This is a genomic window from Streptomyces sp. NPDC048565, assembly GCF_040650935.1.
Classification (GTDB): domain Bacteria; phylum Actinomycetota; class Actinomycetes; order Streptomycetales; family Streptomycetaceae; genus Streptomyces.
In genome coordinates this window covers 1-12,042 of record NZ_JBEZIH010000024.1, presented here as the reverse complement: position 1 = coordinate 12,042, position 12,042 = coordinate 1, and the positions used below count along the sequence as shown (strand labels likewise).

12 protein-coding genes and 1 pseudogene are annotated in these 12,042 nt (G+C 67.2%); 10 read left to right on the top strand and 3 right to left on the bottom strand.

The window, feature by feature from the left end; all coding sequences use genetic code 11:
• Window positions 1–25: 25 nt before the first annotated feature.
• The 6 genes from AB0C75_RS26245 to AB0C75_RS26220 all read left to right on the top strand — a co-directional run bounded on the left by AB0C75_RS26245 (window position 26) and on the right by AB0C75_RS26220 (window position 4,534).
• Window positions 26–1,027 (top strand): DUF3800 domain-containing protein, encoded by a 1,002-nt coding sequence (locus AB0C75_RS26245; RefSeq protein WP_362894165.1) that lies wholly within the window; start codon window positions 26–28, stop codon window positions 1,025–1,027.
• Window positions 1,028–1,386: 359 nt separating this feature from the next.
• The gene (locus AB0C75_RS26240; protein ID WP_362894164.1) at window positions 1,387–2,103 is read left to right on the top strand and encodes an HNH endonuclease family protein; all 717 of its coding nucleotides are present in this window, start codon (window positions 1,387–1,389) and stop codon (window positions 2,101–2,103) included.
• Window positions 2,104–2,240: 137 nt separating this feature from the next.
• Complete coding sequence (locus tag AB0C75_RS26235; RefSeq protein ID WP_362894163.1) at window positions 2,241–3,494, top strand: helix-turn-helix transcriptional regulator; 1,254 nt, start codon at window positions 2,241–2,243, stop codon at window positions 3,492–3,494.
• 258 nt (window positions 3,495–3,752) lie between these two features.
• Window positions 3,753–3,908 carry a hypothetical protein gene (locus AB0C75_RS26230; RefSeq protein ID WP_362894162.1) on the top strand — a complete coding sequence of 52 codons (156 nt, stop codon included), beginning with the start codon at window positions 3,753–3,755 and terminating at the stop codon, window positions 3,906–3,908.
• Window positions 3,905–4,081 carry a hypothetical protein gene (locus AB0C75_RS26225; protein ID WP_362894161.1) on the top strand — a complete coding sequence of 59 codons (177 nt, stop codon included), beginning with the start codon at window positions 3,905–3,907 and terminating at the stop codon, window positions 4,079–4,081. Before AB0C75_RS26230 ends, AB0C75_RS26225 begins: the two co-directional genes overlap by 4 nt.
• Window positions 4,082–4,387: 306 nt before the next feature.
• Window positions 4,388–4,534 carry a hypothetical protein gene (locus AB0C75_RS26220; RefSeq protein ID WP_362894299.1) on the top strand — a complete coding sequence of 49 codons (147 nt, stop codon included), beginning with the start codon at window positions 4,388–4,390 and terminating at the stop codon, window positions 4,532–4,534.
• Between the two features lie 288 nt (window positions 4,535–4,822).
• Here AB0C75_RS26220 and AB0C75_RS26215 read toward each other — a convergent pair.
• Window positions 4,823–4,960: pseudogene (locus tag AB0C75_RS26215) on the bottom strand (transposase family protein); the annotation flags it as partial.
• Window positions 4,961–5,982: 1,022 nt separating this feature from the next.
• Between AB0C75_RS26215 and AB0C75_RS26210 the strand changes: the two are divergent.
• A complete protein-coding gene (locus AB0C75_RS26210; protein WP_362894160.1) occupies window positions 5,983–7,233 on the top strand; it encodes a DNA polymerase III subunit beta in 1,251 nt (416 codons plus the stop codon).
• A gap of 294 nt (window positions 7,234–7,527) precedes the next feature.
• Here AB0C75_RS26210 and AB0C75_RS26205 read toward each other — a convergent pair whose 3' ends face one another.
• Both AB0C75_RS26205 and AB0C75_RS26200 read right to left on the bottom strand, forming a co-directional pair.
• Window positions 7,528–7,941, bottom strand: coding sequence for a hypothetical protein (locus AB0C75_RS26205; RefSeq protein ID WP_362894159.1), 414 nt, complete (start codon window positions 7,939–7,941; stop codon window positions 7,528–7,530).
• 5 nt (window positions 7,942–7,946) lie between these two features.
• A complete protein-coding gene (locus AB0C75_RS26200; RefSeq protein ID WP_362894158.1) occupies window positions 7,947–9,896 on the bottom strand; it encodes a hypothetical protein in 1,950 nt (649 codons plus the stop codon).
• A gap of 672 nt (window positions 9,897–10,568) precedes the next feature.
• On the opposite strand from AB0C75_RS26200, the gene AB0C75_RS26195 reads away from it, so the two are divergent.
• The 3 genes from AB0C75_RS26195 to AB0C75_RS26185 all read left to right on the top strand — a co-directional run bounded on the left by AB0C75_RS26195 (window position 10,569) and on the right by AB0C75_RS26185 (window position 11,758).
• A complete protein-coding gene (locus AB0C75_RS26195; RefSeq protein ID WP_362894157.1) occupies window positions 10,569–11,003 on the top strand; it encodes a hypothetical protein in 435 nt (144 codons plus the stop codon).
• Window positions 11,004–11,094: 91 nt separating this feature from the next.
• The gene (locus AB0C75_RS26190) at window positions 11,095–11,400 is read left to right on the top strand and encodes a hypothetical protein (RefSeq protein WP_362894156.1); all 306 of its coding nucleotides are present in this window, start codon (window positions 11,095–11,097) and stop codon (window positions 11,398–11,400) included.
• A 64-nt stretch (window positions 11,401–11,464) separates the two neighbouring features.
• Window positions 11,465–11,758, top strand: coding sequence for a hypothetical protein (locus AB0C75_RS26185; RefSeq protein ID WP_362894155.1), 294 nt, complete (start codon window positions 11,465–11,467; stop codon window positions 11,756–11,758).
• Window positions 11,759–12,042 lie beyond the last annotated feature (284 nt).

Genomic DNA, 12,042 nt, shown 5'->3' with positions numbered 1-12,042 from the left:
CGAAGCTGGCGGGCATCCTCCATGCATGTCCACTTCATCCTCGGAACGCCCCGTCGTTTACGTCGACGAGTCCGCCAACTCGGGTCAGAACCTGCTCGACCCGCACCAGCCTGTCTTCACGGTGGCCGGGGTCCACCTCCCTGACGACCTCGCCGCCTCCATCGTTGACGAGGTTCGTGGGCAGCTCCCGCGCAATCTGCGCGAGCCGAAGTACACGTCGCTGGCGGGTTCCAGCCGTGGACGGAAGGCGCTGATGAACGCCTTTTCGCGCCTGCCCACGGGGAGCGTGCGGACCTACCTGGTCGATAAACGATTCATGGTGATGGCGAAGATGGTCAATGTCATCGTGGAACCCATGGCGCACCGGAACGGCTACAACCTGTACCAGAGAAAGGGAGCCCTCCTCGCCCTGGCGAACCTGCTGCACATGGCCGGCCCGGTCATGGGGGATGCGGACGCCTACGACCGGATGCTCCACGCGTTCGTGAACTGGGTCCGACAGAAGGCCACTACCGACGAGCTGTACGCGGCCGTGGCCGCTCTCAAGACCTCCGTGCAGAACCAGCGGTTCGCCGAGTGGCTGGAGGTCCTGGAATCCTGCCGGCCCGTTGCTGACGAGACCGCAGCGGAGATCGCATCCCAAAGACATCGGGACGAGCTGGATCCGGCGATCCCAAGCCTGTACGCCCTCGCCAATACATTCGGTCAGACCCTGGGCAGGTTCCGCCTGGTGCACGACCGATCGAAAGTCGTCGACCGCAACACCACCCGCTTGCACACCGTGCACCTCTTCCCCGATCCCGCCGGGGGGCCGGGCGAATTCATGGCCCCCCTCATGGGCGCCATCGAGTTCGCGGACAGCAAGGACCACCCGCAGCTCCAGGTGGCGGACTGGGCCGCTGGCGCGACGCGCCAGTGGGCGCAGGAGATGGCTGGTGGCGGCGGAGACCAGTTCTCACGTGAGCTGGAGTCGGTCGCCCAGCTTTGGCTCGTCGACGGCATATGGCCGGCTCCCGTGGAGAGCTGAGGGTCATGATGGCGACGAGGGTCGCCTGCAGGATATGGGCAGGTGCCCCTGAAGCCGGAGTCGAGGGTCCGCACATGAGCGGCTCGTCCCCCGAGCGTCTCCAGGGCGAAGGCCTTCTGGCTTCCGTGTCCGCCAGCTTGCTCAGCTGCCGGGGCGGCGTCATTACGACCGGGATCGCGCGGGCCGGGTGAACTCGGAGCGCAGGCTGGTCAGGGTTGCGCTGCCGCGTGCGGAGCCGACGCCTCCCACGACCTCTCTCCGGAGCCCGTGATGTTGTTCCAGTACGACTTACCGGCCTGACGGGTGACCTGACCGCCGGAGTGCCCACGGCGGGAGGCCGGGGCCGGTACGAAGTCTTCATGATCACTAACACGATGCGGGGCCTCGTGGCTGCCGCTCTCACCGCCCTGCCGCTCTTCGCGACTGTCCCCTCTGCCCAGGCCGTTGACATGACGGCGGCTGAGTCCGTTTCGTTGAGCTCGGCGTCGGGTGCCGCGCGGGCGTCGTTGGCGTTGTCCGATGCGGTTGCCCGTATGCCGGTCGCTGTCGAGCATCGCGAGGGCTACAAGCGGAGCCTCTACAAGCACTGGAACAAGGGGCTGAACGCGACGGACGGGTGTGACACCCGCCGGGAGGTCATCCTGTCCGAGGCCGTCGAAGCTCCTCAGGTCGCCGCCGGGTGCAAGCTGACGGGAGGGTCCTGGACCAGCGCGTACGACGGGGTGACCGTGACGGACGCCGGCGGACTTGATGTTGACCACATGGTGCCCCTGGCGGAGCTGCACGACTCCGGCGGCTACGCCTGGGACGCGGCGCGGCGGGAGGCGTACGCGAACGACCAGGGTTCCCCGGTGACCCTGATCGCGGTGACCGCGAAGTCGAACCGTTCGAAAGCGGACAAGGATCCGGCGCAGTGGCTCCCGCCGGCCGAGGACTACCGCTGCCAGTATGCGGCCGATTGGACGGCCACGAAGCTGCGCTGGGGCATGGCCGCGGACGAAGCCGAGCGCGAAGCGCTGCTGACTCTGGCCGGGGACTGCCCGACCACCACGGTGGTCTACGAGACCGCCCCGTAGGCACTGGCAGTTCCGGGGGCAGTCGGCTTGTTGCCGTACTGCTCCGGCCGCGGTGACCGTGTCCTGTCTGCCGCACACAGAAGGGGCCTTGCCCCAATACCCTGACAGTGACGAGCTGTTCAGAGAGGGGCAAGGCCATGCCAGACGATGCTACCCCCGACCCGTACGCCGACCCGATCGCTTTTGGTCAGCGCGTGCAGATCCTCCGCACACGTCGTGGCATGACGCGCGATCAACTCGGCGGACTGATGGGCCACTCCGGGTCCTGGGTGAAGGGGATCGAGACCGGACGCCTCAAAATGCCCCGCCTGCAGGTCGTGCTCCGCCTGGCCGAGGTACTGCGGGTGCGGAACCTCGCCGATCTCACAGGTGACCAGTCCGTACACGTCGACCTGTTCGTCGGCCCCGGACACCCAAGGCTCCCCGCCGTACGCGCAGCAGTGGACGCCTTCCCGCTACCCACCCGGGACGAGCCGGCACCCGCCGCCGCGCACCTCGCTGCCCGCCTGGCTCACGCGTGGGCGGCCCGGCACACCTCACCGCATCACCGCGACGTCGTAGGAGCCCTGCTCCCGGGCCTGATCCAGGACGCGCAGACAGCGGTACGACAGGCCGACACCGCGGCCGAGCGCCGCACGGCGCAGGCGGCCCTGTCCGAGGTGTACTCGCTCAGCCAGTTCTTCCTGGCGTACCAGCCCGACGGCGCCCTGCTGTGGCGGGTGGCCGAGCGCGGCATGGTCGCCGCACAGGAATCCGAGGACCCGCACACGATCGGCGTCGCCGCCTGGCTGACCGCACAGGCCCACCGCGACAGCGGGCCCGGCCACTTCGACGCGGCCGACCAGGTCACCACCGAAGCCCTGCGCTACCTCACCCCGCTCCTGCCCGACGCCGACCACGAGGTCCTGGCCATCGCGGGCGCCCTCACACATGAAGCCGGCTACACCGCGGCCCGCCGCGGGGAGACGGGCACCGCCTGGCGGCACTGGGACCAGGCACGCACGATGGCCCACTGCCTGCCGGAGACCTATTTTCACCCGGTGACGTCGTTCTCCCGGGCCATCATGGGCGCCCACGCGGTGACGATCGCCGTCGAACTGCACGCCGGCGGGGAGTCGGTCCGCCAGGCCGCGGCATCTGACGCCACGACGATTCCGTCCCGGCCGCGCAGAGCCCGCCACCGCATCGAGGAAGCCCGCGGCTACCAGCTCGACGGACAGCCCGACGTAGCGCTCGCCACACTGGCCCAGGCACACGAAGCAGCCCCCGAGACGATCAAGTACAACGGATACGCCAAGCGCATCGTCCTCGAGGAGACCGAGGCGAAGAGCCCCGACCGCCGGCGCCGCGCGTCCGCGCTCGCCGTGAAGCTCGGCCTGCTCGCCGTGTGAAGGCAGGGGCACAAACTGTGCCCCTGCCCAGCCATCGTCGGGCTGACCCTGGTGTGACCTGATCGCAGAGCACACCAGGGGTGAGGCCATGAGACGAAGAGAGTGCACGTACTGCCCGGAACCAGGGGCCGACGTCTGCGTGCGCGCACACGTCGAATCCAGGGGAACCGGCACATCCGTACTCGCCCACGAGGCGTGCGCGAAACGACGCAACGCCCCCATCCTGTACCGGCTGCTCCCCGAGACGGCGGCACCCCGATGACCACCCAGAACCCGCCCGCCACCAGGACGCACGGTGACGACTCCTACAACATCTGGCTGAGGCACACGGTGATGTGCAGTTCGTGCCGGGCCGGCTTCCCCTGCGTCACAGCCGAACGCCTCGGCCGGGCCTGGCGACAGGCACGCCGATGACCGCCACCGGGCAGCCGCCCCAGCACCCCGAGCCGTCCGGTGAGACGGTCCTCAAGAACCTGATCTGGTTGCAGACCACGCGCAATGAGCGGCTGGCCGAGAGGCACCGACTGGCCACCGGCGCAGCGCCGCAGGAAGCCCAGCGCCGCGCTCACGGCAGGCAGCGGCACTGACCGGCCTTCTCCCGCCCGGACGTGGCCCCCGACCTGCCCAGAGGACCAAGAGGCCCGTCACCGAATGCCGGTGACGGGCCTCCATGCGTTCCCAAGAACACCGCGCAGCGAGGGAGAGGCCGCAGCACCACAGGAAGCCCTCAGCGCCGCTCTCACGGAAGCTGAGCCAGAACCACAACCCGTGAACAAAGCCAGGGGAACAGATCCTCCGGGGGAATCACGGGTTATCACAGAATAGGAACTGCTTTCGCGAAGTTCACGGCGTACGGGCCTGACGCCGTGTGCCGGGCCCGCTGGGATACAGGCATGACGAAGAAGCAACCGACGAAGCCCGCGTTCGAGCTCCGCTGCGGCATCAGGCTGCGCCTGGCCATCCGCCTCCCCGCATGGTTGGGTGCAGCCCTCGCCGCAGCCGCAGGAAGCGCGCTCGCAGCATGGATCACCTCCCGGTAAAGCCGCCACAGGCGCATCCGGAAGGCCACCCGCGCCTACACGGAAAGCACCTTGGCTTCGTCGATTGCTGAGGGGTTCTGGCACAGATCTTGGGGACTGGTCGCAGAGGGTGACCGTGTCGTTCGAATGAAGGGGTGGTCGCGAGCCCGGCTGTCCGGCCAGCGCGAGCCCCACTTGCTCCAGGGCGTGGTTGAGCCGGGTGGTGAACCGTGCGTGCGGGGCGGCGAGCCGGGAGAAGGGCTCGGCGAACGTCCGGCGGGGACAGTCCGCCACTCCGCAGATGAAACGCCGGACCGTCAACCGGATCACGAAGCCCTGTTCAGCGAGCGGAAGGTCCTTCAGCCTGCGCTGATAGCGGTCGTGAACTCGGTCCGAGAAGCGACCACAGTCCGGACATGCCGCCCCCGCCGCGCGGCCTCTCGCCATTACCTCGACCGTGCCGAACGCGGCCGAGACCGCCTCGACGTCCACATCGTCGATCCCGTCGAACACCAGCGAGTCCCAAAACGGTGCATCGGTCTGCATGACCAGCACCATCACGGTCAACGACTGACCACGGCAGCGGCCGACGGACACCTGAGGGAGCGTCAATTCTGCTGGTGGACGACAGGGCGTACGCGGTCTCGCGCGAACCCGTCTTCTCGCAATCCCGCAACTGCGGCAGAGCCGACGGGCCGGCGGATGCCCCGAACGAGCCAGCCGAACACCAGGCGACGATTAGCTCTTGCACCCTCTGCTCCCCGCAGCTTCGCGAGCTGCGTGTGCGGTCTGTCGGAGCTTGTGCTGGTGGTTACCGGCCAGGTGAGCCACTCGGCACATGGCCCCCGCAGGTGCGGTGCATCGGGGGCATGGGCGGCATAGCGCCTCCCGATTGCGCTCCATGTCGTATGTCGTCAGGTTCGCGTACCGCGTGGCATGGGCGCCGCGGAACCGCCGAGCATGCGGCAACGGCAGACACAGCTCACCAAGCGACGCCCGGCATTGCCAGCAGCACCGTACGTAGACCACCGAACTCTCACCGGCGACCGGTCCCTCACCCGGCCCCAGACGCCCGACGACGTACAGGTGCCAGTCAGGCGCGTCGAACCATTCCCAGTTGCTCATCCACTCAGCATGAAGTCCCCGCCGTCGGCGCTGAGATGCCCGCTGAAGCCGTTCACGCCTTCGCTTCGCGGATCCCGAGATCCTACCCAGGGGCGACCCAAACTGGGGCGATACTTCACCTCCACGAGCGACATGAGGCCTGCGGCATCGCCGCCGCGTGAGTGAGTGGCTCTCCTGCGGAATGCGGGGCCAGGGTGCGTATAAGCCAATTGACCTGGGCAATCTGCGCCACAAGTTTCCGTGAGACCCTCCCCGTTGTGTTGCATGGCTGGTATGGTTGTCTTGTTGATCGGCCGTGGCAGTCGGTCAACAAACCGAAACGCACCCCACCCTGAGGGAGAGTCATGACCGAGCAGGTCACCAGCCAGCCCAGCGTCGAAAAGAAGCCGGTAGAGCCGACCGCCCACTTCGTAGGAATGCACGCAAAAATCATCGAGGCGCTGCGCATCGCTGAATTCGGTGTGCCGACCCAGGCGCAGCCGATCTCGCAGCGAGGCGTGTTGCTCGAAACCAGCCGGAACCGGCTCACACTCAGCACCTTCGATTTCTGGACCGCTGTTTCGGTCACAGTGCCTGTCGAAACGCCCGTCGCGAAGGGATATTCGCTGCTTGAATTCTCGGAAATGAAGAAGACGCTCGCTGCAATGGTGGCTGGTGAGACCAAGGCAGTGGCCAGCCAGACGCCCGTCTCACTGGCGGGGGACCTACTGGCCACCGAGCACATCACTCTCCCGATCACGACACTCGACATCCACGAGTTCACGCATCCGCCCGAGCCCGTACCGGCCATGGTCACCGTGGACGCGCAGACCTTCCTCACTCAGCTGAACCGCGTGCTGCCAGCTGCGGGACGCGACGAAACCCTGCCGACCCTCACAGGAGTTCAGATGACCCTGCAGGGCGAGACGCTCACCATGGCGGCAACTGACCGCTACCGCTTCGCGGTCGCGGAAGCACCCACCACAGCCACGGTGACGCCGTTGGACAACCCGGTGACCACCCTCATCCCGAGCGAGGTCCTCGCGCCCCTGGCCAAGCGCCTGAAGACATACGAGGGCCCGGTAGGCATCGGCATCATCGAGGACGATGTCGCGCGAACCACCCTCTCGATGGGCGACACCACCATCACCATGCGCCCTCTGGAGGGCCGCCTGCCCAACCCCACCACCCTGTTCCCCACCGAGTGCGGCCTGTCCGTGCAGGTCGACCGCGCCACTGCCGCGCGGGCCGCCAAGAAATGCCAAGCCCTCATCAAAGCGAAGGGAGAGGGCGGCGCACCCGTCAGCTTCGGGTGGGACACCGATGAAAACTTCACTCTCGCTCCGCGGCTCGGCACCACCGACGACCAGTCCCGCACCAAGGGAATGACAGTCCCCTCCGCGATCATCCACGGAAGCGCCGACGTCCTAGAGGACGGGCTCCTGGCTCTCAACCCCGTCTTCCTCCTGGACGCGCTCGGCACGTTCACCTCCGACACCATCACCCTGCACATCCGTCGAGCCGACGGGCTCAAGCCGGTGCTGCTCACCCAGGGGCCGGATATGGCCGGAGAGGGATATCGGCATCTGTTGATGCCCGTCCGTCTCGCGAGCTGACTACCCGACCTTCCATAGGGGCGGGAGCAGCGCTCCCGCCCCTCAACCCAGGGGCTTACATGCACGTTCCATTCGATTCGACCGTTGAGCTAGTCACCCCCACGACGCGGGAGCTCGGGTGCGCCGCGGCCATCGTCTTCCCGTCCGGCTTTTCCAGGTCACCCTGGCCGAAGCCGGCACTCGCAGGGCGGGTGGCACCTGAGGAGTAGTGTCCGGCACCATCTGGCGCAGCTGGGCCCCGCACTGGGGGCGGGTGCGGGGCCCAGGTGTGCTTCAGGGCGCGTAGGCCGGAGGTCAGGCGCGCCGGCGGGAGACGCGCGCCCGGTGCACGAGAGGGATTCCGAGGCGGGCGGCCACGGTTTTCTCCAGGTCGGAGACGACGTGGGCGGGGGTGGCGCTGCTCAGCGGGATCACCCAGTACTCGGCCCACTCCTCCTTCTTCGACCTGGTGCGGCTGACGTGCTGGTGGAGTCTGGTCGCGGCGGCCCCCCGGGTCAGCATCCGAGTCGGGGCGGTCTGTCCGCAGTAGCAGGCGAGGCCCTCCCGGTTGGCCACGATGTAGATGGCCTTGTCCTCGTACTCGGAGTTCTCGCCGATGGAGACCGGCTCAGGCCGCTCCTCGGCGAGCCATTGGCCGGCGAGCCGGGCGAGCATGGCGTACCGGGTGTCGGTGATGGCGACAAGGCCGGTCCAGACAACGTCGGTCATCCGAGCTACTCCTCCTCGGAGATGCGGTCGAGGGTCCTGCTCATGCGGCGGAGCTGCTTGTCGGAAGCTTCGACGGTCTCCCAGGAGAGGTGGTCGGTGGTGCCGTTCTCCTTGCGCAGCTCGATCAGGTGGTCGAGGTGGTTGGAGGCCATGGTGAGGGACGTCTGGAAGTCCGTGAGGGCCCTCCCCTCGCGAGCGGTACCGGAGAGCCCGTGCGGCCCGTCCTCGGGGTTGAACCCGTGGAGGGCGGCGAAACGCAGGTGGGCGTTGAATTCGCTGCCCTTCCAGTCGTCGTGCTCGACCAGACGTCCGTCGGCCCACCAGCGCGGACGCTCGTTGCCCCGAATCCGCTTGATCGCGTCGGCGAGGACCTGCGGTCCCTCCGCCTTTTCGAGGACCTCCTTGATGACCGCGCCGATACCGCTTCGCATGACCCTGTGGCCGACGATCTGCTCGGCGGAACCGCCGGCAGCGAGAAGGTTTCCGCTGGTGACGAGGGCGACCATGGCGAGCACGCCGAGGAGCAGTTTGGCGGGGATGTCGCCGTTCTCGGCACGCTGGAGGAGGTCGTCCACGGCCTGGTCGTTGTCGATGTTCTCGACGGTCCACTCGTGGGTGACGAGGTCCTGCCACAGACAGCCACCGCCGGCCTCCAGCGCGGTGCGCACGGGCTTGATGCCCTCTTCGAGGAAGGCGGAGTACGCGCGCAGGCCGAGCTCGACAACCAGACCGCTGCGGCCCGAGACATAAAAGCCGCGCTTGTCGAGCTTGGCGGCCGCAACCGCGTTCAGCCTGGGTTCCCTGCGGGTGAGCTGCTGGGCGATGAAGGCGAACCGGAGGTCGCGAAGGGCAGTGAGGCCAATGGTCTTCATGGGGTCGGTGATGTCGACGCGGCCGAGGAGGACGTCCTTGACCGCCTGGGCGTTGTCACCGAGCTGGCTTTCGTCGAACAGGGCGGTGACGGTCTCCTCGGCGGTGACGCTGTTCTTCGAGGCGGGCGCGAATTCTTTAACTCCGATGTTCATGCGCATCAGCAGGGAGCGGACCGCGGTGGGGAAGCGCTGCATGCCCATGTCCGGGTCGTCGTCGGTGTAGCCGATGACGACCTCCACGGGGACGGTCATGGCGTTGAGGAGCCTGGCGGCCTTGTCGCGCTTTGCGCGGGCAGCCTTGCTCGTACCGGGGGCGGCCTTGATGTCGCGGTACGCCTTCTTGATGACCTCACGGACGAAGCTGCGCCGGTCAGCGAGGGGGAGACTCATGAGGTACGACGGGAGCAGCGGGGGGCGCTCCTCATCCTTGGCGCCGGTGACGCCGGTCGGGACCGGGACGAGGACGGTGCAGGACCCCCAGCGACTGTTTCCGTCGACAATGCCCAGGTCCTCGGCAGGGCGGCGCCCGGGGTCGAGGAAGGCAACAGGGACGGCCATCAGGGGACGCTCCACAATTCGCCGGCCGACTTCCTGCTTGTTCTGCATCCTCACTTTGTGGGCCGCCCGGTCGACGGCTTCGAGGAGGGCGTCCATAGGGTCGGTGTAGACGAGGGCGGCCTTCGTCTCATGCGCGGCGGGCATGGAAAGGACCCGCTGCTGGGCCACGGCGTTCGGGTCGGCCGCGTAGTGGAACTGGTCGAGGAGCCGGTCGTTCTCGACAGCGGGGGACAGCATCGGGGTGTACGCGCGGTAGTTGATGACGGTCAGCCAACCGGTCTCGACGCGGCGGAGCTCCGGGCGGAGATCGGCGAGGAGGTCCGGCTCAACCGCGCTGTACGCGATCCGGAGAATGGCGTCGGCGGTGAGCTGAACACCGGGCTGGCCCTTTTCGAGGGCCTTGATCGCCTTGGTGGTTTGGCTGACGGGTACGACGCGGTGCTCGAACGGCGTGGAGCGGTCGCCGGAGCGGATGTCGATGACCTGGATGTCGGGGAGGTCATCGGTGGTTTCGATGGTGGTCACATGGCCTCAATCGCGTGGGCCGGCGCGAGGCGGGCTCGCGGCCGGTGATCGGCGTACGCGAGCAGAGCGCCATCGGAGCGCAGCGCACCCGTGCCAGCCCTGGTGAGGACCGCGGTCCGTCGCTGGGTTGACCCGGCGTCGCTTCGGTGGCCTGGAGGCGGAATCCGGGTGCCCGCCCGTGGGTGAGGGCGGCGTACTCGGGCCTTGCTGGTGGGGACCGCGGTCTCCGCCAGCTGCACAGCAGGCCGCCCTTGGCGGCGGCGATGGGCAGGAATGTACACCCGTCCAGACAGGCGACGCAGGGGAATTGGAGATCTGCCTGTCCTCACCTGACGGCCCGTCGGGACGGGGGCGCTCCCGCCACGTTCGCCAACTTCCGCGCGGAGCGGGTGATCACGGGGACTGCTGACGATGTGATGGAACGAGCTTTCAGTCTCATGGCGATTTAGGAGTGTTGGGCGAGGATCCGCGACTGGTCTCCCGCAGGCGCGGCCAATCAAGGGATGGCGGGGAATGTACTGAAGCGCCGGCGGCGCCCTGAGGGGGCCTGCCGGCGCTTCGACGTGGGGCGGGCGAGGTACGGACCCGGGTTCCTCACGCCCAATTCGTGGTGCATGTATGGTATAGTTGTCTTGTTGGTCGGTGGTGGCAGCCGATCGACGCCGAAACCACATGCGAGAGATGGAGCGAGATATGAACCCGTGCTGCGAGGACAACCGGGCGAGCGATCTGGTGCTGAACATTCTGGGAGTGCTGGACGACGGAGTGCACGTGCTCACCGCGATGGCGGCCACCCCCGACGGCCCGCAGATCACGCAGGCGGTGGTGGAGTACAGGCCGGGCTACAGCGGGATCGACTTCGAGGGCATCGCAGAGATTGTGCGTGTGCTGGCGATGACCGCAGGTGAGGGGACCGGCGGGCTGATCGTCCGGTCAGGCAAGGGCATGATCGGACGCCGCGTGTTCGGCTGGCACATCGGCGACCTAGTGGCCGAGCCGATCGGCAGCAGCGAGCTGTTCAGCGCTTACTGCTCGGATCCGAGCACCGGTGAGCCGACACCGCCGCCGCCGTACACGGAGTACGCAAAGGCACCAACCCTTCGCTGAGGGCCCCTCAAGGGGTGGGGGAGGGCAGTCGCACCTCCCCCACTCCGAGCCCTTCTCCACAGCCGTCCTTTTCGCACCCCGGGAGGAATCCATGTCTGTCACCTTCACGGCCGAGCTCGGCGACGACTCGGTGAACATGAGCAACGCCAAGGCTGCCCGCGTCCTGGCCGCCCTCGGATACAGCGAGCTGTGTGGGGACGAGGGGGCGGATGCTTTCCTGGGCCGCGTGCTGCTGGCTTTGGCGATCGAGCCGGAGGACTGCGGGCGTCCCTCCCTGACCGAGGGCCGCTACATCGACTGCGGCCGCCCTGAGGGATACATCCAGATGCGTCTGCTTGAGCTGCACGTGCTTGCGGAGCAGGCACACAGGGCCGGTCTGCATGTCGCCTGGGGATGACCAGCTTCCTGGCTGCGCAACCTGTCCATCGCCCTACTGTCTGAACACAACATCAGGAGAGCTCATGAAGCAGGAATCGGGCAACGTGCGTGCGAGGCTTCGCGCCTGGCTCGTTCCCGGGGCGGACCGGAGCAACCGGTGCACGCGCCCCCTGGTGTGGGATGCGCACGATGAGATCAAGCGCCACGAGGCGGAACTGGAGGCTGCGGGGCAGCTGTTGAAGGACACCGTCGCGCGGCTTGAGGGAGCGCGGGATTTGTGCAATGTGTCTTTTCAGGATGGCGGCGCCAGTATGCACGCCTCGGTTTATGCGGAGTGTATTGAAGCTGTGAGGAAGCACATTACGAATATTGAGTGACTTCGCGTCGAGGTTAGAATAGGGCCCCGAAAGGGGCTCTTTTCTTTTCCAAGGGCCGGGGTGTCGTTTGTCTGATGGAATTGGCGGCGTGCTGGCATTACATTTTTTTCGGCGCGGCGTGAAATTATCCGTTGTCTGATGTGACGTCAGTTTTGGGCTTTTTATGAGAGGGTGCCAAGTGGCAGGCGACGGGAGGCGCGGTAAGTGTGTGGTGGCAGCACTTATGAATTCCGGGTGGTTTCTCTCGGCCGTATGGCCGGTCCGGTGCGAGCATCGCACCGTGC